Source organism: Pigmentiphaga humi, from assembly GCF_900606115.1.
GTDB lineage: Bacteria > Pseudomonadota > Gammaproteobacteria > Burkholderiales > Burkholderiaceae_B > Pigmentiphaga > Pigmentiphaga humi.
This window is the reverse complement of record NZ_UWPJ01000036.1, coordinates 70584-93992: the sequence shown is the minus strand read 5'-3', so window position 1 is coordinate 93992 and position 23409 is coordinate 70584. Positions and strand designations below refer to the sequence as shown.

At 67.1% G+C, this 23409-nt stretch carries 20 protein-coding genes; 13 read left to right on the top strand and 7 right to left on the bottom strand.

Going from position 1 to position 23409, the window contains the following annotated elements; genetic code table 11:
• Positions 1–29 precede the first annotated feature (29 nt).
• From infB to PIGHUM_RS21415, 5 genes are all read left to right on the top strand, one after another.
• On the top strand, positions 30–2912 hold the full coding sequence (gene infB / locus PIGHUM_RS21435; RefSeq protein ID WP_124081754.1) for a translation initiation factor IF-2: 2883 nt from the start codon (positions 30–32) through the stop codon (positions 2910–2912).
• Positions 2913–2930: 18 nt separating this feature from the next.
• Positions 2931–3395, top strand: a complete 465-nt coding sequence (gene rbfA / locus PIGHUM_RS21430) for a 30S ribosome-binding factor RbfA (protein WP_124081753.1) — start codon at positions 2931–2933, stop codon at positions 3393–3395.
• A 33-nt stretch (positions 3396–3428) separates the two neighbouring features.
• A complete protein-coding gene (gene truB, locus PIGHUM_RS21425) occupies positions 3429–4379 on the top strand; it encodes a tRNA pseudouridine(55) synthase TruB (protein WP_124081752.1) in 951 nt (316 codons plus the stop codon).
• On the top strand, positions 4376–6196 hold the full coding sequence (typA, locus tag PIGHUM_RS21420; RefSeq protein ID WP_124081751.1) for a translational GTPase TypA: 1821 nt from the start codon (positions 4376–4378) through the stop codon (positions 6194–6196). Before truB ends, typA begins: the two co-directional genes overlap by 4 nt.
• Before the next feature lie 262 nt (positions 6197–6458).
• Positions 6459–8168, top strand: a complete 1710-nt coding sequence (locus tag PIGHUM_RS21415; protein WP_124081750.1) for a methyl-accepting chemotaxis protein — start codon at positions 6459–6461, stop codon at positions 8166–8168.
• Between the two features lie 21 nt (positions 8169–8189).
• On the opposite strand, the gene PIGHUM_RS21410 is transcribed toward PIGHUM_RS21415, so the two are convergent.
• From PIGHUM_RS21410 to PIGHUM_RS21395, 4 genes are all read right to left on the bottom strand, one after another.
• Positions 8190–8618 (bottom strand): GNAT family N-acetyltransferase, encoded by a 429-nt coding sequence (locus tag PIGHUM_RS21410; RefSeq protein ID WP_246013416.1) that lies wholly within the window; start codon positions 8616–8618, stop codon positions 8190–8192.
• A gap of 260 nt (positions 8619–8878) precedes the next feature.
• The gene (locus PIGHUM_RS21405) at positions 8879–9754 is read right to left on the bottom strand and encodes an amidohydrolase family protein (RefSeq protein WP_124081748.1); all 876 of its coding nucleotides are present in this window, start codon (positions 9752–9754) and stop codon (positions 8879–8881) included.
• A gap of 80 nt (positions 9755–9834) precedes the next feature.
• Positions 9835–10542 (bottom strand): 4-carboxy-4-hydroxy-2-oxoadipate aldolase/oxaloacetate decarboxylase, encoded by a 708-nt coding sequence (locus tag PIGHUM_RS21400; RefSeq protein ID WP_425466747.1) that lies wholly within the window; start codon positions 10540–10542, stop codon positions 9835–9837.
• Positions 10543–10717: 175 nt separating this feature from the next.
• On the bottom strand, positions 10718–11686 hold the full coding sequence (locus PIGHUM_RS21395; protein WP_124081746.1) for a Bug family tripartite tricarboxylate transporter substrate binding protein: 969 nt from the start codon (positions 11684–11686) through the stop codon (positions 10718–10720).
• A gap of 170 nt (positions 11687–11856) precedes the next feature.
• Here PIGHUM_RS21395 and PIGHUM_RS21390 point away from each other — a divergent pair, with 170 nt between their 5' ends.
• The 6 genes from PIGHUM_RS21390 (at position 11857) to opgC (ending at position 18865) form a co-directional block, all read left to right on the top strand.
• Positions 11857–12795, top strand: a complete 939-nt coding sequence (locus PIGHUM_RS21390; RefSeq protein ID WP_124081745.1) for a LysR family transcriptional regulator — start codon at positions 11857–11859, stop codon at positions 12793–12795.
• Positions 12796–12901: 106 nt separating this feature from the next.
• Positions 12902–14416 carry a glucose-6-phosphate dehydrogenase gene (gene zwf, locus PIGHUM_RS21385; RefSeq protein ID WP_124081744.1) on the top strand — a complete coding sequence of 505 codons (1515 nt, stop codon included), beginning with the start codon at positions 12902–12904 and terminating at the stop codon, positions 14414–14416.
• Between the two features lie 35 nt (positions 14417–14451).
• Complete coding sequence (locus PIGHUM_RS21380; RefSeq protein WP_124081743.1) at positions 14452–15246, top strand: endonuclease/exonuclease/phosphatase family protein; 795 nt, start codon at positions 14452–14454, stop codon at positions 15244–15246.
• Entirely contained in the window at positions 15243–16574 is a 1332-nt protein-coding gene (clsB, locus tag PIGHUM_RS21375; protein ID WP_124081742.1) for a cardiolipin synthase ClsB, read from the top strand. Before PIGHUM_RS21380 ends, clsB begins: the two co-directional genes overlap by 4 nt.
• Complete coding sequence (locus tag PIGHUM_RS21370) at positions 16549–17565, top strand: putative bifunctional lysylphosphatidylglycerol flippase/synthetase (RefSeq protein ID WP_124081741.1); 1017 nt, start codon at positions 16549–16551, stop codon at positions 17563–17565. Before clsB ends, PIGHUM_RS21370 begins: the two co-directional genes overlap by 26 nt.
• Before the next feature lie 139 nt (positions 17566–17704).
• The gene (opgC, locus tag PIGHUM_RS21365) at positions 17705–18865 is read left to right on the top strand and encodes an OpgC domain-containing protein (protein ID WP_124081740.1); all 1161 of its coding nucleotides are present in this window, start codon (positions 17705–17707) and stop codon (positions 18863–18865) included.
• Here opgC and PIGHUM_RS21360 read toward each other — a convergent pair.
• On the bottom strand, positions 18858–19559 hold the full coding sequence (locus PIGHUM_RS21360) for an SGNH/GDSL hydrolase family protein (RefSeq protein WP_246013410.1): 702 nt from the start codon (positions 19557–19559) through the stop codon (positions 18858–18860). The genes opgC and PIGHUM_RS21360 overlap by 8 nt on opposite strands.
• A gap of 209 nt (positions 19560–19768) precedes the next feature.
• Between PIGHUM_RS21360 and PIGHUM_RS21355 the strand changes: the two genes are divergently transcribed.
• Together PIGHUM_RS21355 and PIGHUM_RS21350 are read left to right on the top strand one after the other, a co-directional pair.
• Entirely contained in the window at positions 19769–20074 is a 306-nt protein-coding gene (locus PIGHUM_RS21355; protein WP_124081738.1) for a hypothetical protein, read from the top strand.
• 110 nt (positions 20075–20184) lie between these two features.
• Positions 20185–21393 (top strand): sensor domain-containing phosphodiesterase, encoded by a 1209-nt coding sequence (locus PIGHUM_RS21350; protein WP_160142387.1) that lies wholly within the window; start codon positions 20185–20187, stop codon positions 21391–21393.
• 29 nt (positions 21394–21422) lie between these two features.
• On the opposite strand, the gene PIGHUM_RS21345 is transcribed toward PIGHUM_RS21350, so the two are convergent.
• On the bottom strand, positions 21423–22061 hold the full coding sequence (locus tag PIGHUM_RS21345) for an AAA family ATPase (RefSeq protein ID WP_124081736.1): 639 nt from the start codon (positions 22059–22061) through the stop codon (positions 21423–21425).
• A gap of 208 nt (positions 22062–22269) precedes the next feature.
• Entirely contained in the window at positions 22270–23235 is a 966-nt protein-coding gene (gene dusA / locus PIGHUM_RS21340; RefSeq protein WP_246013414.1) for a tRNA dihydrouridine(20/20a) synthase DusA, read from the bottom strand.
• Positions 23236–23409 lie beyond the last annotated feature (174 nt).

Sequence of the window (23409 nt, the reverse complement as noted above, 5' to 3'; positions counted from 1 at the left end):
CGATCAGCCACAAAGGGGAAGAGAAACGCATGTCGAGTAATACTGTCGCCCAGTTCGCAACCGAGCTGAAATTGCCTGCCAACGTGCTGCTGGAGCAGCTGCGCGCCGCGGGCGTAAGCATCAATTCGGTCGACGACACCGTCACCGAAAGCGACAAGGCGCAATTGCTCGAATCGTTGCGTCGTGCCCATGGTGCTTTGGAGGACCGCAAGAAGATCACGGTCACGCGCAAGCAGACCTCCGAGATCAAGCAGTCCGACGCCAGCGGCAAGGCCCGTACGATCCAGGTCGAGGTGCGCAAGAAGCGTGTCTTCATCAAGCGCGATGCCGCCGATGGCGTCGAGGCCGAGGTTCTCGCTCCCAACCGGGGCGAGGACGACGCGGCCGCGCAGGCGGAAGCGGCCACCCGCGAAGCCGAGCGCGCCGCCCAGGAGCGCGAGGAAGCGCTGGCGCGCGAGCGTGCCGAGGCCGAGGAACGTGAGCGTGCCGAGGCCGAAGCGCGTCTGCGCGAGGCCGAGGAACAGGCCCGCCTGGCCGCCGAGCGCGCCGCGCACGAAGCCGAAGAGGCCGAGAAGGCCAAACGGGCCGCCGAGGCGGCCGCCAAGTCCAACCATCCTGCCGTGCCCGAGGGAGGGGCTGCAGTGAGCGATGTCGTAGCAAACCAGGCTGCATCGAGTGCCGAGGCGGCGCGGATCCAGGCTGAAGAAGCCCGCAAGAAGGCGGAAGATATGCGCAAGGCGGACGCCAAGGCAACCGAGGCGCGCGACAAGGCGCGCCGTGCAGCCGAGGCCGAGGCCGCCGCGTTGCGCGAGATGCTGAGCCGCCCGCGCAACAAGGTGCTGCACGCGCCGCAGCCGGCCCCAGCGCCCGCTCCGACCGCGCCCATCGCAGGCACCTTGCACAAGCCCGCGGCCAAACCCGGCGAGGCCGGCAAGGCAGCTTCGCCCGCCGCCAAGAAGGACGACAAGCCCGCCGCGCCCGGCAAGAAGGTGCTGAAGGCCGGCGCCGTCGCCTCGACCTGGTCGGACGACGCTTCGCGCAAGAAGGGCCTGAAGACGCGCGGCGACGCTCCCGGCGCAAGCCGCGACGGCTGGCGCGGAGGCGGCCGCGGCGGCAGGAACCGCCACCAGGAGCAGAAGGCTGCGCCGGTGGCCGAGAACATCGTGCGCGAAGTGCACGTGCCGGAAACCATTTCCGTGGCCGACCTCGCGCACAAGATGGCGGTCAAGGCCGCCGAGGCCATCAAGGTCCTTATGAAGATGGGCCAGATGGTCACGATCAACCAGGTGCTGGACCAGGAAACCGCGATGATCGTGGTCGAGGAGCTCGGCCATACCGCGATCGCCGCCAAGCTGGACGATCCCGAGGCCTTCCTGGATCAGGCGCCGGCCACCGACGCCGCCGAGTTGCCGCGTGCGCCCGTGGTCACCGTCATGGGCCACGTCGACCACGGCAAGACCTCGCTGCTGGACTACATCCGGCGCGCCAAGGTCGCGTCGGGCGAAGCCGGCGGCATTACGCAGCACATCGGCGCCTACCACGTCGAGACCGAGCGCGGCACGATCACCTTCCTGGATACCCCGGGCCACGAGGCGTTCACGGCCATGCGGGCGCGCGGCGCCCAGGCCACGGACATCGTGATCCTGGTGGTGGCGGCCGACGACGGCGTCATGCCCCAGACCAAGGAAGCCATCCACCACGCCAAGGCGGCCGGCGTGCCCATCGTGGTGGCGATCAACAAGATCGACAAGCCCGACGGCAACCCCGACCGGGTCAAGCAGGAACTGGTGGCCGAGCAGGTCGTGCCGGAAGAATACGGCGGCGATTCGCCTTTCGTGCCCGTGTCGGCCAAGACCGGCCAGGGCATCGACGAATTGCTCGAGCAAGTGCTGCTGCAGGCTGAAATCCTGGAATTGAAGGCGCCCGTGGATGCGCCGGCCAAGGGTCTGGTCATCGAAGCCAAACTGGACAAGGGCCGCGGCCCGGTCGCCACGATCCTGGTGCAGAGCGGCACGCTCAAGCGCGGCGACGCCGTGCTGGCCGGCGCGAGCTTCGGCCGCGTGCGCGCCATGCTCGACGAGGTCGGCAAGCCGATCTCCGAGGCCGGTCCGTCGATTCCGGTGGAAATCCAGGGCCTGACCGAGGTCCCGGCCGCCGGCGACGAGCTCATGGTGCTCAGCGACGAGCGCAAGGCGCGCGAAATCGCGCTGTTCCGCCAGGGCAAGTTCCGCGACGTCAAGCTGGCGCGCCAACAGGCAGCCAAGCTGGAATCGCTGTTCGACAACATGGGCGAGGGCGTGCAGACGCTGGCGCTGATCGTCAAGACCGACGTGCAGGGCTCGCAGGAAGCGCTGGTCCAGGCGCTCACCAAGCTGTCCACCGACGAAGTGCGCGTGCAGGTCGTGCACGCCGCTGTCGGCGGCATCTCGGAAAGCGACATCAACCTGGCGATCGCCTCCAAGGCCGTGGTCATCGGCTTCAACGTGCGGGCCGACGCCAGCGCCAAGAAGCTGGCCGAGAACAACGGCATCGACGTGCGCTACTACAACATCATCTACGACGCCGTGGATGAGGTGAAGTCGGCCATGTCCGGCATGCTGGCTCCCGAGAAGCGCGAGGAAGTCATCGGCCTGGTCGAGATTCGCGAGGTCTACAACGTGTCGCGCATCGGCAATATCGCAGGCTGCATGGTGCTCGATGGCGTGGTGCGCCGCAATTCGCAGGTCCGCCTGCTGCGCAACAACGTCGTTCAGTGGACGGGCGAGGTCGATTCGCTGCGCCGCTTCAAGGACGACGTCCGCGAAGTCAAGTCAGGCTTCGATTGCGGCCTGACGCTGCGCGGCAACAACGACATCGCGATCGGCGACCAGCTCGAGGTATTCGAGGTGAAGGAAGTGGCGCGTACCCTGTAAAGGGCGCGTTGCAGCAAGATGAGTCGTCACAGGCAGAAAAAACTCCCCGGCGGCCGCAACCAGCGGCTCGCCGACCAGATCCAGAAGGATCTGGCCGAAATGATCCAGCGCGAGGTCGATACGGTCCGCGCGGGGCTGGTCACGCTCAGCGGCGTGGACCTGACGGCGGACTACGCGCATGCCAAGGTGTATTTCACCGTCATGGGCGCCGATCCCGCCGTGGCCGAGGCCGCGCTGAACGAAAAGGCCGGCTGGCTGCATTCGCTGTTGTTCAAGCGTCTGCACATCCACACGGTGCCCACGCTGCATTTCGTGCACGACAAGCAGATCTCGCGCGGTATCGAGATGAGCCAGCTCATCACCCGGGCCAACACGCCCGGCATGACGGCGGACGGACTGGAAGCCGAGGTAGAGGCCGAGGCCGACCAGCGCGAAGACATCGCGCCCGCCGAGCCCTCCGCTCCCGACGACGACCGCGCGTAAGCCGCGCCGCGTCTTTTTTCTCTGACGATTGCGATGGCTTCCCGACGCGGGCGTGCGCTGGATGGTGTGTTGTTGCTGGACAAGCCGGAAGGATTGTCCAGCAACCATGCGCTGCAACGGGCGCGCCGCATCCTGGATGCGCGCAAGGCCGGCCATACGGGAACGCTGGATCCGTTCGCGACGGGCCTGATGGTGCTGTGCTTCGGCGAAGCCACCAAGTTTTCCGGCGCCATGTTCCACGCGGACAAGCGCTACCTGGCCACGCTGGCTTTCGGCGAGGAAACCGATAGCGGCGACCGGACCGGCTTGCCGGTAGGCTTTCCGGGACAGCAGGCAGACCGCCGGGTGGAAGAGGTTGAGCTGCGCGACGTGCTGTCACGCTTTGCGGGCAGGATCACGCAGGTGCCGCCCATGTATTCGGCGCTCAAGCGCGACGGCAAGCCGCTGTACGAGTATGCGCGCGCAGGCATCGAGCTGGAGCGCGAGGCGCGCGAGGTCACGATCCACGACCTGCGGATGGTTTCCATGACGCCCGGCGCCGCGGTGCTGGACGTGGCGTGCAGCAAGGGCACCTATATCCGCACGCTGGCCCAGGACATCGGCCGCGCGCTGGGCCGCGGCGCCCACCTGACGGGGCTGCGGCGCACGCAGACGGCGGGCTTCGCATTGTCCGAGGCATGGACGCTCGATCGCCTGGAGGCCCTGGCGGATCCGGCCGGCGCGCTGTTGCCCGCCGATGCACTGCTGCCCGAGCTGGCCGCCGTGCAGCTGGACGAGGCGGCGGCGCAGCGATTCCTGCAGGGCCGCAGGGAAAGATGGACGGCAGCCGCGCCAGCGGCGGCCGGCGCCAGCGGGCAGGCTGCGGGCGCACCGACGGACAAGGTCCGGGTATACGGACCGGAAGGAAAATTCCTGGGTACGGCACGCTGCGAAGACGGCTGGCTGCAGCCCGACAGATTGATTTCATTCAAGGAAACGACATGACACGCGCATTGCGCAACGTGGCGATCATCGCGCACGTGGACCATGGCAAGACCACCCTGGTCGACCAGTTGCTCCGGCAGTCTGGCACCTTCCGCGAAAACGAGCAGATCGCCGAGCGGGTGATGGACTCTGGCGACATCGAGAAAGAACGCGGCATCACCATCCTGGCCAAGAACTGTGCGGTCGAATACGACGGCACACACATCAACATCGTCGACACCCCGGGACACGCCGACTTCGGCGGCGAGGTCGAGCGGGTGCTGTCCATGGTCGACGGCGTGCTGCTGCTGGTGGACGCGGTCGAGGGCCCTATGCCCCAGACCCGCTTCGTCACGCGCAAGGCGCTGGCGCTGGGCCTCAAGCCCATCGTGGTGATCAACAAGATCGACCGTCCCGGCGCTCGTCCGGACTGGGTGATCAACCAGACCTTCGACCTGTTCGACAAGCTGGGCGCAACCGAAGAACAGCTGGATTTCCCCGTGGTCTACGCCTCCGGCCTGAACGGCTATGCCGGCCTGACCGAGGATGTGCGCGACGGCGACATGAAGCCGCTGTTCGACGTGATCCTGGACAAGGTGCCGGTGCGTAACGACGACGTCGACGGTCCGCTGCAATTGCAGGTCGTTTCGCTGGATTATTCGAGCTACGTGGGCAAGATCGGCGTGGGCCGGATTACCCGTGGCCGGGTCCGTCCGCTGCAGGACGTCGTGGTCAAGTTCGGCCCCGAGGGCGCTCCCATCAAGGGCCGCGTCAACCAGGTGCTGAAATTCAGCGGCCTGGAGCGCGAAATCGTTGCCGAGGCCCAGGCTGGCGACATCGTGCTGATCAACGGCATAGACGAACTCGGCATCGGCTGCACGGTGTGTGCGCCCGACGCGCCCGATGCCCTGCCCATGATCAAGGTCGACGAACCGACCCTGACCATGAACTTCTGCGTGAACACCTCGCCGCTGGCCGGCCGTGAAGGCAAGTTCGTGACCAGCCGCCAGTTGCGCGACCGCCTGGACCGCGAACTGAAGTCCAACGTGGCGCTGCGCGTGCGCGATACCGGCGACGATACGATTTTCGAGGTGTCGGGCCGGGGTGAACTGCACCTGACCATCCTGCTCGAGAACATGCGCCGCGAAGGCTACGAACTGGCCGTATCGCGGCCGCGCGTGGTCTACAAGGAAATCGACGGCGTCAAGTGCGAGCCGTTCGAACTGCTGACCGTGGATGTCGAGGACGGCCACCAGGGCTCCATCATGGAAGAGCTGGGCCGCCGCAAGGGCGAACTGCTCGACATGGCGTCCGACGGCAAGGGCCGCACCCGCCTGGAATACCGTATCCCGGCGCGCGGCCTGATCGGCTTCCAGGGCGAGTTCCTGACGCTGACGCGCGGCACCGGCCTGATCAGCCATGTGTTCGACGAATACGCCCCGGTACGCGACGGCAACGTCGGCGAACGCCACAACGGCGTGCTGATCAGCCAGGAGGACGGCGACGCCGTGGCCTATGCGCTGTGGAAGCTGCAGGATCGCGGCCGCATGTTCGTTTCGCCGGGCGAGGCCTTGTACGAAGGTATGATCATCGGCATCCACAGCCGCGACAACGACCTCGTGGTCAACCCGATCAAGGGTAAGCAGCTGACCAACGTCCGCGCCTCCGGCACGGACGAGGCCGTGCGCCTGGTTCCGCCGATCCAGATGTCGCTGGAGTACGCGGTGGAATTCATCGCCGAAGACGAACTGGTCGAGATCACGCCCAAGAACATCCGCCTGCGCAAGAAGTTCCTGAAGGAACACGACCGCAAGCGCGCGAGCCGGGAAGCCGCTTGAGGTGGCCCCCCCCTACGCGCTGACGCGCGCCCCCCAGGGGGCGAAGCGGGTGGACCGGCGGAGCCGGATCCACCGCTTCCTGGGTGAAACTCAACGCGCTCTGTAGGGGCATTGTTATTGTGTCCGCTCCGCTTTGTAAAAGGGCGGGACGCTAGGGTATCCAGCATACAGATTCGGTCTTTCCTGCCGTTAATGGCGGAATGATTTTTCCGTTTCGGCCGTGCGCACAGGCGCGCGGTGGGGGGCGGTTAGGGGACCGAGAATGAGTGCAGTCATCCAAGATACGCGGATTTCGGCCGGGGAGAGGGCGCGCAACACGCCTTCCGTGGCGGCGCGGGCGTCGCTGAAAGGCAAGCTGACCGCGCTGGTCCTGCTGGCCGTCGTGCTGCTGGTGGCCGTGAAGGCCTGGAGCATCTACAGCGAGCGGCAGCTGCTGCTCGAGGCCAAGAGAGAGCAGGTCCTTGCCGTCGCCCAGGGGGCCTGGGGCGTGGCCAATCATTTCTACGAACAGCAGCGCTCGGGCGCGATGACGCAGCAGCAGGCGCAAGAGGCGGCCAGGCTGGCGCTGCGCGGTTTCCGCTATGGCGGCAACCAGGGCGCTTCCGAATACATCTTCGTGACCGACACGCAGGGCAACACCGTGCTGAATGGCGGCAACCCGGCGCTGGAGGGCTCCAACGCGATCGCCCGATCCGGCGACAAGCGCGATCCGGCGCTGGTCATGCGGGAGCGTTTCGACGCCATGCGCGCGGGCGGCGGCCACGCCTTCCTCGACATCATGTTCCCGCGGCCCGGCGCGACCGAGCTGTCGCCCAAGGTGAACGTCTACAAGGAATTCGCTCCGTGGCAGTGGGCGATCGGCACCGGCGTCTACCTGGACGACCTGGACAAGATCCTGCGCACGCAGCTCATCAACGGCCTGGCGGCCACGGTGGTGCTGGGCGTCGTGCTGCTGCTGGCCGGAGGGATGATCGCCCGCAGCGTCATCCGGCAGATAGGCGGCGAGCCCCGCATGGCCATCGACATCATGGCGCGCGCCGCAAGGGGCGACCTGACGCAGCAACTGCCGGCGGCGGAGCCCGCCAGCCTGATCGGCGGGCTGGCCGCGATGTCGAGCGAGGTGCGCAATCTCATCGCCAAGGTGCGCGAAGAGGCCGCGACCATGAAGCGCGACGCAGGACGCATCGCCGAGTCCGTGGGCCAGGTCTCGACCGCGGCGGTCCAGCAGAGCGATGCGACTTCGTCCATGGCGGCCGCCGTGCAGGAACTGACCGTATCGGTGGCGCATATCTCCGACGCGGCGTCGCAGACCCAGCACAATTCCGAAGGCGTGGCCGACAAGTGCCGCAACGGCGAGGTCCGGGTGTTGAGCGCTGCCGAGAGCATGAAGCGGATCGCCGGCGCGGTGGGCGAGGCTTCGCACAAGATCCGTGGCCTGCAGGCGCGCGCCACGCAGATCAATTCGATTGCCGCTTCGATCAAGGAGATCGCCGGACAGACCAACCTGCTGGCGCTCAATGCGGCCATCGAGGCGGCGCGTGCCGGCGAGCAGGGCCGCGGTTTCAGCGTCGTGGCCGACGAAGTCCGGAAGCTGGCCGAGCGTACCTCGTCGGCCACGGTGGAAATCGAGGAAATGGTCAGCGCCGTCCAGCGCGAGACGGCCGAGTCCACCGACACCATGGAGCACATCCTGCCCATGGTGGCTGAAGGAACCAGCCTGGCCGACGAAGTCGCGGCCGCACTGCGCGAGATCAGCTCCAGCGCCAATACCTCGCTGGAGCGCGTGCGCGAAGTGGCCCACGCCACCAAGGAGCAGTCGTCGGCCAGCACGTCGATCGCGCAGCAGGTCGAGAGCATCGCCCAGATGGTCGAAGCGACTACCGCGGCCATGGGCGAGACCGCCCGCTCGGCCGAGGAAATGCGCGAGATGGCCGAGCGCCTGGATCGGATGGTGGCGCGCTACCACGTCTGAGCGTGGCGCGGAGCCTGCACACTAGGGCTTGCGCGCCAACCCTTCCAGCGCCGCGCCGGTGACGCGCACGATGCGCCAGTCGGGCAGGACCTCGGCGCCCATGGATTGGTAGAAATCGATGGCGGGCTGGTTCCAGTCGAGCACGCTCCATTCGAAGCGGCCGCAGCGCCGCTCGACGGCGAGCGCCGCCAGCGCCTTGAGCAGGCGCTTGCCCAGCCCTTGGCCGCGCCGGTCCGGATGGACGTAAAGATCTTCCAGGTACAAGCCCTTGCGGCCCAGGAAAGTCGAATAATTGTGGAAGAACAGGGCATAGCCGGCCACCGTTCCGGCCGCCTCGGCGACCAGGCATTCGGCGGCGGGGCGAGGGCCGAACAACGCGTCGTGCAGGTCTTCTTCCCGCGCGATGAACAGGTGGGTGAGGTGTTCGTACTCTGCCAGGCCGCGCATCATGGCCAGTACCGGCGCGACGTCGGCCGGCCGGGCGGCGCGTACCGCGCCTGTGGCCGCAAGAGAATCGGCCAGGGCCGATGGGTGAGGGGGCTGCGCCCCATGCTGCGGGGCGGCGGGAAGATCCATGCTTGCATCTCCAGGGGCGGGGCTCCAGAAAGGAGCATCGCGGCAATTCTAGTATGCCGCCCCGCAGCCCCGCCGCCTATGGCGCGTTCGCCGACACGCTGCTGAATGCGCCGGCGAACCCGGGATAGGGAGGATCAGGCCAGCGGCTTGAAGCCGTAGAGCTTTTCGGGATTCTCGACCAGCAGCTTGCGGCGCAGGGCGGGATCCGGGCAGAAGTCCAGCATCAGGTCGACCAGTTCGCCGTCGTTGGGCATGTCCTTGGAAATGTTCGGATGGGGCCAGTCGGTGCCCCACAGGACCCGGTCAGGCGCGGCTTCGATCAAGCGGGCGGCAAACGGCGCGGCATCGGCGAAGGGGCGCTTGCCCACCGAAACGCGCTCGCCGCCGCAGACCTTGACCCAGGCCAGCGGGTTCTTCATCAGTTCCAGCAGGGCGCGGAAGGGTTCCTGGTCCAGGCCATTGGCCGCTTGCACGCGGCCCATGTGGTCGATGACGAAGGGCACCTTGATGCGGTTGATGCGGTCGGTGTAGGTGACGATGTCCTGCGCGTCCAGGTGCAGCACGACATGCCAGCCGAGGTCGCCGAGGCGCTCGATGGTCTTGTCGAAGACGTCCAGGTCGGGCGCCCCGCCCAGATGCTGGACGAAATTGAAGCGCACCGCGCGCACGCCGGCGGCATTCAGGTCGGCCAGTTGTTCGTCGGTTTCGGAACCGTTGACGATGGCCACGCCCAGGTAGCGCCCCTCGCTGCGCGCAATGGCGTCGAGCATCGCAGTGTTGTCGTCGCCGTGGCAACTGGCCTGCACGATGACGGCGCGGTCCAGGCCCAGCCAGTCATGCAACTGGCGCAGGCGCTCGAACGGCGCATCCGGCGGCGTGTAGCTGCGGTCGGGCGCGTAGGGAAAGCGGTCGGCGGGGCCGAAGACGTGGCAGTGGGCGTCGCAGGCGCCGGCGGGCAGCGCTTCGCGCGGCTTGACGGGATTGGGATCGGGGGCAGCGCAGGTTTTCATGGTTCAGCTATTTGGTTCGGGATGGCCGCAGCGGGCTGCGGCCTGATCCGTTGCAGGAGAGTTCCCTGGCGGCCGAGGGGTCAGCCGTTCAGTTCGTCCAGCGAGTCGACGTAGCGCAGGCCGGCTTCTTCCAGCTTGGGGCGCATCTTGTAGAGGTCCAGGCCGAGTTCGCCGGAGGCCAGGCGGGCGCGCTTGCCTTCTTCTTCCTGAACGCGCTTTTCGGCCTTCAGGATGGTGGCGGCGACCTGGGCGTTAGGAACGATGGCCACGCCGTCGTCGTCGGCCACGATGGCGTCGCCGGGGTTGACAAGCGCGCCGCCGCAGACGATGGGCACGTTGACCGAGCCGATGGTAGCCTTGACCGTGCCGCGGGCATTGACGGCCTTGGACCAGACGGGGAATCCCATCGCGGTGAGCGTGGCGACGTCGCGCACGCCGGCATCGATGATCAGGCCGCGTACGCCGCGCGCCTTCAGCGAGGTGGCGAGCAGGTCGCCGAACATGCCGTCGGAGTTTTCGGTGGTGCAGGCCACCACCAGAATGTCGCCCGGCGAGCACTGCTCGACCGCCACGTGCAGCATCCAGTTGTCGCCAGGCTGCGCCAGCACCGTCACCGCCGGACCGGCGATCGAGGCGCCGGCGTAGATCGGGCGCATATAGGGGCGCATCAGCCCCACGCTGCGGCCCTGCGCCTCATGCACCGTCGCCACGCCCTGAGACGCCAGCTTCTCCGCCGCGCCCTCGGGCAACGCCGGTTTTTTACGTACGACCACACCTAACATCGAGATCTCCTATGGCCCCGCGCATCGACGCGCAGCAGCATACGAACACTTAAAGCGGGACCCTATTCTAAAGAAGAACCCCAGCCCACCCAGGGCACCGCGGATCCGGCTCCGCCGGTCCGCCAGTGCCGCCCCCTTGAGGGGGCCCGCGTAGCGGGTAGGGGGTGGGCTTCCCTTGGGGTTACTGCTTCTCTATACCCGCCGTATCGATCACCTTGCGCCACTTGTCGATTTCCGAGACCAGCAGCGCGTGGAATTCCTTGGGCGTGTTGGTCTGCGGGATCATGCCGACGTCCACCAGCTTCTTGTTGATGGCCGGGTCGGCCACGACTTCGCGGATGGCTTTGTTCAGCTTGTCGACGACGGCGGGCGGCGTGCCCGCCGGGGCGGCGAAGCCGTTCCACGACACCGCCGAGTAGCCCGGCACGGTTTCGGCGATGGTGGGCACGTCGGGGAACAGCGCGCTGCGCTTCTCCGAACCCACGCCCAGCAGGCGCAGGCTGCCGCCCTTGATGTTGCCGATCACGGCCGGCACGGTTTCGAACATGACCTGGACGCTGTTGCCCTTGACGGCGGCGAGCACTTCGCCGCTGGACTTGAACGGCACGGTCGGGACCTTGATGTCGGCCAGCGAGCGGAACAGCTCGGCGGACAGGTGCTGCGTGCTGCCGACGCCGATGGTGCCCATGTTGAAGTGCTGCGGATCCTTCTTGGCGGCGGCGACGGCGTCGGCCACGGTGCGCAGCGGGCTGTTCTGGTCCACGGCCATCACGATGTCGAACGAGCCGACCATGGAGATCATGGCGAACTGCTTGAGCGGGTCGTAGGGCAGCGACTTGAACAGCGAGGGGCTGACGGCGTTCTGGTTGCTGACGATGAACAGGGTATGGCCGTCGGGCGCCGAACGGGTGAGCGCGACCGCGGCCGTGATGCCGCCGGCGCTGGGCATGTTCTCGACGATCACCGGCTTGCCGAATTTCTGCGACAGGCCTTCGGCCACGATGCGGGCGGTGACGTCGGCCACGCCGCCGGGACCGAAGGCGACGATCAGGCGCAGCGGCTTGGTGGGAAATTCCTGGGCATGCACGCCGGCGGCGGCCAGGGTGGCGGCGGCGCCGATGCAGAGCCGCGCGAGCAGGGAATTGGTCATTGTCTTCCTCTATCGGTATTGGCGGCCAAGGGGATCGTTCGACCGTCCGGAGCCGGACGCCTCGGGCGGCGTCGATGTAAACAAATGTGATTGTGGCCTCGATGCGCCTGATGGAAAACACAAATCGACACTAGCTGTTATGCTTAAAAGACATGAATCGAGGGGGCGCCATGGATCTGAGGCAACTCGAATGTTTCGTGCGCGTGGTCGAGTTCGGCAGTGTTACGCGTGCGGCCATTACCCTCAATCTGTCGCAGCCGGTGGTGAGCCGGCACGTGCGCCAGCTGGAGGTCGAACTCAAGGAGCACCTGCTCGAGCGCAACGGCCGCGGCGTGATCCCCACCGATGCCGGCAAGCGGCTGCTGGAGCGCGGCCGCGGCATTCTGCACCAGGTTCGCCTGGCCCGGCAGGAGATCGAAGACCTGCGCGGTGCGCCGTCGGGCAAGGTGGTGGTAGGCATGCCGCCCAGCGTGGGCAAGGCCGTCACCGTCGATCTGGTCGCGGAGTTCCGCGATACTTTCCCGCGCGCCTCGCTGGGCGTGGTAGAGGCGCTTACCGTTTCCATGTACGAGTGGCTGCTGCTGGGCCGGCTGGATTTCGCGCTGCTGTACAACCCGCCCGTCAGCCAGCAGGCGGTATACGAGCAGGTCTGGTCGGAAGACCTCTACCTGATCGGCCGGCGCGGCCTGGGCGGCAAGCCGATGCCCTCCAGCGTGAAGATGCGGGAACTGGCCAATTACCCGCTCATCACCCCGGGCCAGCCCAATGCCATCCGCAACCTGCTGGACGTGCAGTGCGCCCGCCTGGGCGTGCCGCTTTCGATCGCGCTCGAAGTCGATGCCATCGAGTCGCTGCTGGACCTGGTCGACCGTGGCATGGGCTATGCGGTGCTGTCGCGCAATGCCATACACGGGCGCTCGCAGCGGCCGCATCTGCGCGCGGCGCACATCGTGGCGCCCACGCTGACGACGCAACTGGTGATCGCCACGGCCTCCCAGCGGCCGCTGACCCGCCTGGCCCAGGCGACCATCGCGTTGATCAAGCGCCGCATCGAAGGCGGCATCCTGCGCGAGGGACCGGTCCTCGCCTCGGCCCCGCCGGACGCCTGACTACGGTCCGGCGCGTGCGTGACCAGTTGTGAACGGCGGGGGCATGCGTGTTGCGGCACCATATCAGGCTGGCCATAATCGGACGATGTCCGACAGACCGCAAACAATGGAATCCACTCCGAACCGGCCCGCCCCTGCCCCGGCGCCTCCCTGCACGCTGGTGATTTTCGGCGCGACCGGCGACATGACGGGGCGGCTGCTGATGCCGGCGCTGTACAACCTCGCCCGTGTCGGCGCGCTGGACCCGGCGTTCCGGGTGATAGGGATCGGACGCCGGGAACTGGACGATGCGGCATTCCGCGATGGGCTGACGGCGTCCATGGACGATGTGGTGGCGAGCCGCGGAGCGGCGGCGCCCCAGTTCGATCCGCAGGCCTGGCAATGGCTGATGCAGCGCGCGTCCTACCTGGCGGGTGATTTCAAGGATGGGCAGACCTATGGCAGCCTGGACAAGCGGCTGGCCGGCGCGCAGGGCGGCGTAATTTTCTATCTTTCGACCGACCCCGATTTTTTCCTGCCGATCGCCCGCCAGTTGCACGATGCGGGGATGTTCAAGCAGTCCTCCGGCCGCTGGCGGCGCCTGGTGGTCGAGAAACCATTCGGCCGGGATCTGGCCTCGGCGCGCGAATTGAACCGGCAACTGGCCAAGGCCGTCAATGAAAGCCAGATCTTCCGCATCGATCACTTCCTGGGCAAGGAAACGGTGCAGAACATCCTGGTGTCGCGCTTCGCCAATAGCGTGTTCGAAAACAGCTGGAACCGCCTGTTCATCGATCATGTGCAGATCACGGCGGCCGAGGCCCTGGGCCTGGAGCGGCGTTCCAGCTTCTACGAGCAGACGGGGGCCTTGCGCGACATGGTGCCCAATCATTTGTTCCAACTGCTGGCCATGGTGGCGATGGAGCCGCCCAATGCCTTCGAAGCCGACGCGGTGCGCACCGAAAAGGAGAAGCTGCTCGAAGCCATACGCCTGCAAACGCCCGCCGAGGCCCTGATCCATAGCGTACGCGGCCAATACCGGGCGGGGACGGTGGGCGGCAAGGCCATGCGCGGCTATCTGGAAGAAGAGGGCGTCGCGCCGGACAGCAGGACGGAAACCTATGTGGCGCTCAAGCTGTGCATCGATAACTGGCGCTGGGCCGGCGTGCCGTTCTATCTGCGCACGGGCAAGGCGCTGGCGCGGCGCCAGACCCAGATCGTGATCGCGTTCAAGGACGCCGGCCATGCCTTGTTCTGCGAAGCCGAGCATTGCAAGCCGCCGGCCAACACGCTGGTACTGCAGATACAGCCCGACGAGGGCCTGTTCTTCCACATGCAGGCCAAGGTGCCGGGCTCGAAGCTGGGGACGGCGCCGGTCAGCATGGATTTCCGCTACCGCGATCATTTCCCGCCCAGCCACAGTTCCGGCTACGAGACCTTGATCTACGATTGCATGGTCGGCGACGCGACACTGTTCCAACGGGCCGCCGACATCGAATTGGGCTGGAAGGCCGTACAGCCTTTCCAGCAAGCCTGGGCCGAAGGTGGCGACATCCATCCCTATCGTGCCGGCAGCCAGGGGCCCGCCGCGGCCGACGACTTGCTGGCGCGCGACGGGCGTGCCTGGCTGTCGCTGGAATAGCCGGGCTGGGAACGCTTCTTGCGGACGCATTCCGCATGAGCAGAAACTCACTTCCTCTCGACGCGGGCGCGGTGGCGCCGGATGTCTCGACGTTCCGGGTGCTGACCGTCAACGTCCACAAAGGCTTCAATTTCTTCAACCGGCGTTTCATCTTGCACGACCTGCGCGAGGCCGTCCGCAAGGTATCGGCCGACATGGTGTTCCTGCAAGAGGTGCTGGGCGCTCATGCGCGGCATGCCCTGCGTTTCGCGAATTGGCCGGAGAGCCCGCAGTACGAGTTCCTGGCCGACACCATCTGGTCGGACTTCGCCTACGGCCGCAACGCGGTGTATCCCGATGGCGAGCACGGCAATGCCGTGTTGTCGAAATTCCCCATCGTGCACTACGAGAATCACGATGTTTCGATCTCCGGTCCGGAACGGCGCGGGCTGCTGCATTGCGTGATGCGCGTGCCGGGCACGGGCGTGCAGCTTCACGCGGTGTGCGTACACCTGGGTTTGCAGGAGCGTCACCGCAAGAAGCAGCTCGACCTGCTGTGCCGGCTGGTACAGCAGGAAGTGCCCGGCGACGCACCGTTGGTGGTGGCCGGGGACTTCAATGACTGGCGCCGCCGCGCCGGCGCGGTGCTGGAGGGATGCGCGGGCCTGCGCGAAGTCTATGCGCATGCGCATGGGCAATTGGCCCGCAGCTTCCCCGCCTGGTGCCCGCTGCTGCCGCTGGACCGCATCTACGTGCGCGGCGTGAACGCGCATCGGCCCATCGAACTGGGCCGCCGGCCGTGGACTTCATTGTCGGACCATGCGCCGCTGGCCGCGGAGTTGGCGCTATGAATGCAACGCCGCGCCATGCACGCAACGGACCGGTACGCGGCGAACGGCCGGCCAGGCGGTGGGGCCGGCGCGGCGCGCGTGCTGCGCCGGCGAGCGCGGCCTGGGTGCCTGGCAACCGCATCGCTCTGCTGGAGAACGGCGAAGCATTCTTCCCGCGCGTATTCGAGGTGATCGGCCAGGCCCGCGAGGAGGTCCTGCTGGAGACGTTCATCCTGTTCGACGACCACGTCGGGCAGGCGCTGCACGAAGCCCTGGTGGCCGCGGCGCAGCGCGGCGTGCGCGTTTCGGTGCTGGTGGACGGTTATGGCTCGATGGACCTGGGCGAGGATTTCCTGGCGGGCCTGACCAGGGTGGGCGTGCAGTTCCGCATGTTCGACCCGCGCGCCAGGCTGCTGGGGCTGCGCACCAACGTGTTTCGCCGCATGCATCGCAAGCTGGTGGTGGTGGATGGCGCAATCGCCTTTGTCGGCGGCATCAATTACTCGGCCGACCATCTGGCGGATTTCGGGCCGGGGGCCAAGCAGGACTATGCCATCGAAGTACACGGGCCGGTGGTGGCGCAGATCCGCGCCTATGTCCGCACCAACTGCAGCGAGCCGCCGGCGCCGGTTGCCGAGCGGGAGCCCACGGGGCCGCCGGGCGACGGAAGAGAGCCGGCCGGCACGGCGCAGACGCTGTTCGCGGTGCGCGACAACGGCGCGCACCGCACCGACATCGAGCGCCAATACCGCATCGCCATTCGCGCGGCCAGGCACGACGTCATCATCGCCAACGCTTATTTCTTTCCCGGCTACCGGCTGCTGCGCGACCTGCGCAACGCGGCGCGCCGCGGCGTCCGGGTCTCGCTGGTGCTGCAGGGCGAACCCGACATGCCCATCGTCAAGGTGGGCGCGCGGCTGCTGCACGATTACCTGCTGGGCGCAGGAGTGCGCATCTTCGAATACTGCGAACGGCCCTTGCATGGCAAGGTGGCGGTAGCCGATGACGAGTGGGCGACAGTCGGTTCGAGCAATCTGGATCCGCTGAGCCTGTCGCTCAACCTGGAGGCCAATCTCGTCATCCGCGATGCCGGCTTCAACAGGGTGTTGCGCGAGCGGCTCGATACGCTGATCGCGCGCCACTGCAGGCAAGTGCGCCAGCCGCGTCCGCAGACCAAGTCGATCTGGCGCGCGGCCGTGTCGTCGGTGGTCTTCCATGTACTGCGCCGCTTTCCCGCCTGGGCCGGCTGGTTGCCCAAGCATGTGCCACGGCTCGAGCAGATCGAGCCCGCGGCGGTTTCCCACGCTGGCCAGGAGGACGACGATGCCCAGTCTCGCCAAACCGGCTGACGGCAGAGCGGCAGGACAGACGCCCAATGCGCCCCGCCATGCCGGCAAGCGCCGTGCATGGTGGCGGTGGGCGCGCCATGGGCTGGTGCTGGTCTTTCTGGCGGTGGTGGCCGTCTTGCTGGCCGAGCAGGTCGGCAAGATCGAATGGAATCGCGTGTTGCAGACGCTGCGCGGCTATGCGCCGGCGACGCTGGCCGCGGCTGGCGGACTGACCGTTGCCAGCCACCTGCTGTTCGGCGCCTTCGACCAGCTCGGGCGGCGCTACGCCGGCCATCGCCTGGGCATCGGCGCGGTGGCGGCAGTGGCTGGCGTGTCCTACGCCTTTACGCTCAACCTGGGCGCATTGGTGGGAGGCGTGGGGTTCCGCTATCGCTTGTATTCCCGGCTCGGCCTGGACCCGGCCGCCATCGGCAAGATCTACGCGTTGAGCGTGGCGACCAACTGGCTGGGCTACCTGGTGCTGCTCGGCGGTCTGTTCGTGGCAGGGGCGGTGCGCCTGCCCGAGCGCTGGGGCATACCGGCGGCCATGCTGCCCGTGATCGGCGCGCTGGCCTGGGCCGCCGCAGCGGCCTACCTGGCGGCGTGCATAGGCTGGGGCGGCAAGCGCTTCCAGGTCCGCCGCGTCGCCGTCGAATGGCCGCGCTGGCCCATGGCTGCGCTGCAATTGGCACTGTCGGTGACCAACTGGACGATCATGGCGGGCATCGTCTATCTGCTGCTGGGCGGCAAGGTCGATTACCCCGCCGTGCTCGCCGTGCTGCTGGTCAGCGCGGTGGCCGGAGCGCTGACGCACGTGCCGGCGGGGCTGGGGGTACTGGAAGCGGTGTTCATCGCCATGCTGGCCGACCGCATGCCCGCCTACGAGCTGCTGGCGGGGCTGCTGGCCTATCGCGCCATCTACTATCTGGGTCCGCTGCTTCCCGCCCTGGCCTGTTACGGCTGGATGGAGGCCCGTGCGCGGCGCCGGCCGCAAGCCGGCACCTCGTCCTGACGGTCGCGAGGGTAGGGCGTCCGCGTAGCGAAAAGAAACAGTTCGCGGGAATCATCTGCCATCATGCGGGTCTCTAATTTCAACCCCTGCTGCGCAATCCGAGTTTGCCCCGATGACGCCCCCCCAGACAGCCCCCGATATGCCCGCATCCACTCGACGTTGGGAGCTGGACGCCTTGCGGGGCCTGATGCTGGTGTTGATGACCTCCACGCACCTGCCGACGTGGTTCGGCATTCCCACCAGCCAGCCGCTGGGTTTCGTGTCGGCGGCCGAAGGGTTCGTTTTCCTGTCCGCCTACATGGCGGGATTGGTCTACACCCAGCGCGCTCGGCGCGACGGCGTCCCCGCGATGCGGCGCGCCTTCCTGAGGCGCGCGCTCATCATCTATGCGTGCCAGGCGGCCTCGCTGCTCTTCCTGTTCACCGTCATCGCCGCATTGGGCATGACCTTGCACCAGCCGGCGGCGGCCAACCTGATGTCCTTCTACCTGCGGGATCCCGTGACGGGTTTCTGGACGTCGCTGCTGATGATCTACAACCCGCCGCTGTTGGACATTCTGCCGGTCTACATCGTATTCATGCTGCTCAGTCCATGGATCCTTGGCCATGCCTTGCAGCGCGGCTGGAAATACGTGCTGTGGGGCAGCGTGCTGCTGTGGGGCGCGACCCAGTTCGGCCTGTCGCGCGTGCTCTACGATGGCCTGGTGGCGGCAACCGGACTGCCCGTGCCGTTCGGCGAAACCGGCGCTTTCGAGACCTTCGCCTGGCAACTGCCGTGGGCGCTGGGGATGTGGATGGGGGCCACGCACGCGGGCGCGCCCCGCGAACGGCGTCCTGCCGTGCCGAAGTGGGCGGCGTATGGCGCCCTGGGCGTGGCCTGCGCCTTTTTCCTGTGGCGCCATACCACGGGGCTGGAGGCGTTTCCGGGCGGCGATCCGCTGAACGCGTTGTTCGACAAATGGCACATCGGGCCGCTGCGCCTGCTCAACTTTATCGCGCTGCTTACCGTAACGGTCTATTTCGGCCCGTGGCTGAAGCGCCACCTGCCGCGGATGCGGGTGCTCGAGACCATGGGCGCGGCATCGCTGCCTGTGTTCTGCGCGCATCTGGTGATCGTGCTGGTGGCCTTGGCCGTGTTCGGTGAAAGCAATCCGTCCCGGCCGATCTGGTTCGACCCTGCGATGTTCGTGTTCAGCATAGCCGCCATGTACCTCGTGGCGCGCATCGTGCAGGCCGGCGGCCCCGGCAAAGGGCCGCGCCGCCGGCGCGGCGGCGCCGGCTCGCTGAGTGCGCTCAGTTGATGTGCGCGGCGATCACCGAGGCCCAGAGCGCGTAGCCGGTGTCGTTCAGGTGCAACGCATCCTCGCGGAATAGTTCCGGCCGCGGCTGGCCATCGGCGGCGAGCATGGGGGTGAACACGTCGATATAGTCGGCGTTGGCGACGGTCGTGGTGTACGCGCGTATCAGCGCATTGGTGGCGCGTACCTGCGGGATCAGCGCCGCGCGCGACGGGCTGGGCTTGATCGAGATATACGCCACGCGGGTATCGGGCAGCGCGCGCCGCACGCTTTCGACAAAAACGGTGAAGCTGGCCAGGATATCTTCCGGGGAGCGGCCCTCGGCCAGATCGTTGTCCCCGGCGTAGACCAGGACGACCCGGGGCCGGTACGGAATGACCAGACGGCTGACGTGACGGGCGCAGTCGATCATGCGCGATCCGCCAAAACCGCGCTTGAGCACGGGCAGCTTGGTGAAGCGGGTTTCGAGATCGCTCCACAGCCGGATCGACGAACTGCCGACGAACAGCACGCCCCCGGGAGCCGGCGCATGCAGGCGGTCGGCGCGCTCGAAGGCCTCGAAGCTGGCGGTCCACTGGGTATCCGCCGCAGGCACGCCGGCAGGCGTGTGCAATGCCACTTCCTGGGCGGCGAGCGGCTGCATCCCGGCGCTGCACAAAGCGAACAGCGCGGCGGCGAAAACGGGACGGAACACCATGGATGGCATGCAGCTTGCGGATGGCCTGTAGAGGAATCTGGCGATGATACCCGCGGCCGCCGCCGGTTTGTCCAAATTTGTTGCAAATGTGGCGCTGGCTACCACAGGAATGTAGGGAATGTAAATTTTTGCTAGAGCGGGGATGAGCTCGAAAAAATTTTCACTTCAATGGGCTAGGATCAAACACACGAACTCTTCTGGAGGCTCGCATGAACCAAGTCGTCGAACAAGGCACTGTGCAATATGTGCTCAAATCGCGGGTGCTCGATTTGCCCGAAGGCCAGTTTCGTGGCTATGTGGAAGTCCAGGCCCGCGGAGGCAGGGAAATGGTGGATAGCCGGCTCAAGTACTGCGGCCTGATCCGCAGGACCTGGCTGGAAGCCGTCGAGGACGCCGAACGGTTGGCCGACGGCCTGCGCGGGACGGATTGCCACGATGGCGAATGCTTCGTATTTTCCGCGCGCAGCGCAAGCAGTCTGGATTCGCTGCTAAACGTGTTCGGCCGGGTGCGCTGAGGCCGGACTTGCGGCCGGCCTGTCCGGCCGGTGCGTGGCGGCACTGCGCACGCTTGGCAAGCCGCCCGTACCACGTATTCCAGGCCGGGGGCCGTAGAGGGCGGACCAGGATGACCAATCAATCCGGCATGTTGCTGTACCCCGGCGCGGATCGGCTGGACGACCTCGACGTGTCCGGCGCATGGCAGCGCGGCGAGATCCGGTCGGCATTCCAGCCTATCGTCTCTCTTCGCACCCACCGCATCCTCGGTTTCGAAGTCCTGGCGAGGTGGCGCGATCCGGTGCGGGGCGCCATCGCGCCGCAGCGTTTCCTGTCGCTGCTCGAAGAGCGCGGCCTGCTGGACGCATTCACCCGTCAACAGGTGCGCCAGGCCTGCGAACTCGCCGCGGGGTGGGGGCAGCATTTCTTTCTTGCATTCAACGTCGCCCCGACGCAATTGCTCTCGCTGGCATTCGCCAAGAGCCTGTCGCAGGCTGTGCGGGATTCCGGTTTTTCGCCGTGCCGGGTCGAGATCGAGGTCACGGAAGGGGCGCTCACCTGCTCGCCGGGAACCGCGGCCAGTGTGTTGCAACGTTTGGCCGATGCTGGCATGACCTTGTCGATCGACGACTTCGGCACGGGCCATTCCAATCTCGCCCGCCTGGTCGCCTATCCGTTCCGGAAGCTGAAGATAGACCGGCAATTCATCAAGGACGTGAGCCGCTCGCAGGACCAGCGCAGGATAGCCGCCGCCATCATCGGCATGGCGCAGAATCTCGAAATGGCGGTGGTGGCCGAAGGGGTGGAGACCCGCGAGGACGCCGACATTCTCAAGCTGCTCGGTTGCGATGCCGCACAGGGTTGGTTGTACGGCCGGGCCATGACGCCGGCGCAGGCGCGGGCGCTGCTGGCCAGCGTAGGCGAAGCGCTGCCCGACAGCCGCGTGGCGGCCGAGTCGCCTTTCCAGCAATTGCACCAGTTGGCCACCCTATATGCCCAGGCGCCGGTGGGACTGTGCTTTCTCGATCTGGGTATGCGCCATGTCCGGGTCAACGACCGGTTCGCCGCCATGCATGGCCTGCAAGGGCACCAGATGGAAGGCCGCCTGCCGTCGGAAGTCACCGATCCGGCCACGGCGGCCCGCATCGAGCAGGGTCTGGCGCTCGTCCTGGCCGGAGAGATCCTTCCACCCGTGATTTTCCATGGGAACGGGCGGGACTACGTGATCTGGGCCGACCTGGTGAAGGACGTGGGCGGCGATGCGATCGGGATTTCGTCGTTTTCGCTGGAACTGGTCGAACAGCGGGAACTGGTCGAGCATTGGCTGCCCGTGGCGTGAACTGAGCGGCCTGGCCGGCAGGCGGCCTGCTACGACGCCACCTCGATGGCATGCGGGCTTTCGTATTGCACGTCGAGCAGTTCCAGCACCTGCATGGCCAGTTCGACACACGCATTGGTCAATTGCCAAGGCAGGGTGGCGGGGATCCGGTATTGCAGGAACAGCTTGCTCGACAGCACTTCGGGAATAGGATCGAGCAGGCGATGCCGCATGCCGGGCAGCAGGCGGTCGATCGAGGCCTGCGCAGCCGCGCGTCCGGCGGCATGCTGAGGCCATTGCGAAGGCAGGCCCCAGGCGCGCGGCATCCATTCCAGGTCGCGCAGCACCGTTCGCAGGTCTTCGTGGGAATCGCGGAAGGGCAGCAGGACGAGGTCGGCCAGATTGGCCAGGTGGCTGTCGACGTCCGGGCGATTGCCGGCTCCGTCGATGACACCGAACCAATCCTCGACTTCGTTGAGCGTGGCGACGACCTTGGCCAGGTTGGCGGCCTCGCGCGCGTCGAAGGGCAGGTAGAGGCGGCCCGCCTTGGACAGGCGTTCCCGTTCCAGGTCCGTCAGCACGCAGACGACGCGCTTGCCCAGCAGCGCCATGCCGTGCGCAATCATGTGCGACAGCGTGGTCTTGCCGGTGCCGCCTTTGTTTCCCAGAACGCAGACTATCCTGGCCATGGCCTCCTACCTTCGGACGCGATCCTGCAGGCCGCAGCCTGGGCGGTGGCTTCACCGCAGTCGGGCGTGCCGCCGTGCAGGCACGCGGACGCTCGCGCCAGACGCGTCATGCCGCCAGTATGAGGTCGGGCCAGCCGCGTCCAAACCGCGAATAGGAAGGGATAGCTGCCCTTGTTCGGGCGGGGAGGGTAGGCCGGCCCGCCGACGCTCAGGCCGCGTGGCGCTGGCTGCCGGGCTCGACCATGGCCCAGGCCGTTTCGATGAGCCCCGGATCGTTGGCGGCGAGCAGGCGGCTGTCCGACAGCGTCTGGCGCCAGCGTCTGGCGCCGCCCTGGGCATTGAACAGGCCCAGCATGTGGCGCGCCACGGCGCGCAGCGGCACGCCGCGGGCGACCTGCGCGCGCGCGTAGCCGGTCATGGCCTGGATCACCTCGGCGTCGTCGGCGATGGCCGCGGCCGGCCAGAGACGCTGCGACAGCTCCGATAGCACGCGCGGCCGATGATAGGCTTCGCGGCCCAGCATGACTCCGTCCAGCTCGCCGCCGCCCGCGGCGATGTGGGCGAGCGTGGCGTCGGCCTCGGCCAGGCCGCCGTTCAGGACGATCAGCGCGCCGGGGAAGTCGCGCTTCAATTGCCGCGCCACGTCGTAGCGCAGCGGCGGGATCTCGCGGTTCTCCTTGGGCGACAAGCCCTTGAGGACGGCATTGCGGGCATGGACGATGAACACATCGCAGCCGGCCTCGTGCACCGTTCCGACGAAATCGCGCACGAAGGCGTAGGACTCGTCGTAGTCGAGGCCGATACGGTGCTTGACCGTGACGGGAATCTGCACCGCGTCGCGCATGGCCTTCACGCAATCGGCCACGAGCGCCGGCGTGGACATCAGGCAGGCGCCGAAAGCGCCTTTCTGCACGCGGTCGGACGGGCAGCCGCAATTGAGGTTGATCTCGTCGTAGCCCCGGTCCTGGCCGGCCCTGGCGGCGCGGGCCAGGGCGCCGGGTTCATTGCCGCCCAACTGCAGCGCGACCGGATGCTCCTGGGGGGAAAAGTCGAGATGCCGCGCGGCGTCGCCGTACAGGATCGCGCCAGTGGCGATCATTTCGGTATAGAGCCGGGCGCGCGGCGCCAGCAGCCGGTGGAAGTAGCGGCAATGGCGGTCGGTCCAGTCTATCATCGGCGCGACACACAGCTGCCAGCCGCCAAGTTCTTGATTTGAAAGCATAATGCCGCAATCATAACCTGCCGTGCGCAAGCCCTGCGAGGCATCGGCCCGGCCGGTGCGCGGGACGCTTCTTTTCATGGCGCGGACGCCCGCGCAGGCGGCGAACCGATATGATGACGGTCATTG

Bases quoted from the DNA above. Each gene is read 5' to 3' on its own strand.
- infB (WP_124081754.1), top strand. From the start codon at position 30: ATGTCGAGTAATACTGTCGCCCAGTTCGCAACCGAGCTGAAATTGCCT.
- rbfA (WP_124081753.1), top strand. From the start codon at position 2,931: ATGAGTCGTCACAGGCAGAAAAAACTCCCCGGCGGCCGCAACCAGCGG.
- truB (WP_124081752.1), top strand. From the start codon at position 3,429: ATGGCTTCCCGACGCGGGCGTGCGCTGGATGGTGTGTTGTTGCTGGAC.
- typA (WP_124081751.1), top strand. From the start codon at position 4,376: ATGACACGCGCATTGCGCAACGTGGCGATCATCGCGCACGTGGACCAT.
- PIGHUM_RS21415 (WP_124081750.1), top strand. From the start codon at position 6,459: ATGAGTGCAGTCATCCAAGATACGCGGATTTCGGCCGGGGAGAGGGCG.
- PIGHUM_RS21410 (WP_246013416.1), bottom strand. From the start codon at position 8,618: ATGATGCGCGGCCTGGCAGAGTACGAACACCTCACCCACCTGTTCATC.
- PIGHUM_RS21405 (WP_124081748.1), bottom strand. From the start codon at position 9,754: ATGAAAACCTGCGCTGCCCCCGATCCCAATCCCGTCAAGCCGCGCGAA.
- PIGHUM_RS21395 (WP_124081746.1), bottom strand. From the start codon at position 11,686: ATGACCAATTCCCTGCTCGCGCGGCTCTGCATCGGCGCCGCCGCCACC.
- PIGHUM_RS21390 (WP_124081745.1), top strand. From the start codon at position 11,857: ATGGATCTGAGGCAACTCGAATGTTTCGTGCGCGTGGTCGAGTTCGGC.
- zwf (WP_124081744.1), top strand. From the start codon at position 12,902: ATGGAATCCACTCCGAACCGGCCCGCCCCTGCCCCGGCGCCTCCCTGC.
- PIGHUM_RS21380 (WP_124081743.1), top strand. From the start codon at position 14,452: ATGAGCAGAAACTCACTTCCTCTCGACGCGGGCGCGGTGGCGCCGGAT.
- clsB (WP_124081742.1), top strand. From the start codon at position 15,243: ATGAATGCAACGCCGCGCCATGCACGCAACGGACCGGTACGCGGCGAA.
- PIGHUM_RS21370 (WP_124081741.1), top strand. From the start codon at position 16,549: ATGCCCAGTCTCGCCAAACCGGCTGACGGCAGAGCGGCAGGACAGACG.
- opgC (WP_124081740.1), top strand. From the start codon at position 17,705: ATGCCCGCATCCACTCGACGTTGGGAGCTGGACGCCTTGCGGGGCCTG.
- PIGHUM_RS21360 (WP_246013410.1), bottom strand. From the start codon at position 19,559: ATGGTGTTCCGTCCCGTTTTCGCCGCCGCGCTGTTCGCTTTGTGCAGC.
- PIGHUM_RS21355 (WP_124081738.1), top strand. From the start codon at position 19,769: ATGAACCAAGTCGTCGAACAAGGCACTGTGCAATATGTGCTCAAATCG.
- PIGHUM_RS21350 (WP_160142387.1), top strand. From the start codon at position 20,185: ATGACCAATCAATCCGGCATGTTGCTGTACCCCGGCGCGGATCGGCTG.
- PIGHUM_RS21345 (WP_124081736.1), bottom strand. From the start codon at position 22,061: ATGGCCAGGATAGTCTGCGTTCTGGGAAACAAAGGCGGCACCGGCAAG.
- dusA (WP_246013414.1), bottom strand. From the start codon at position 23,235: ATGATAGACTGGACCGACCGCCATTGCCGCTACTTCCACCGGCTGCTG.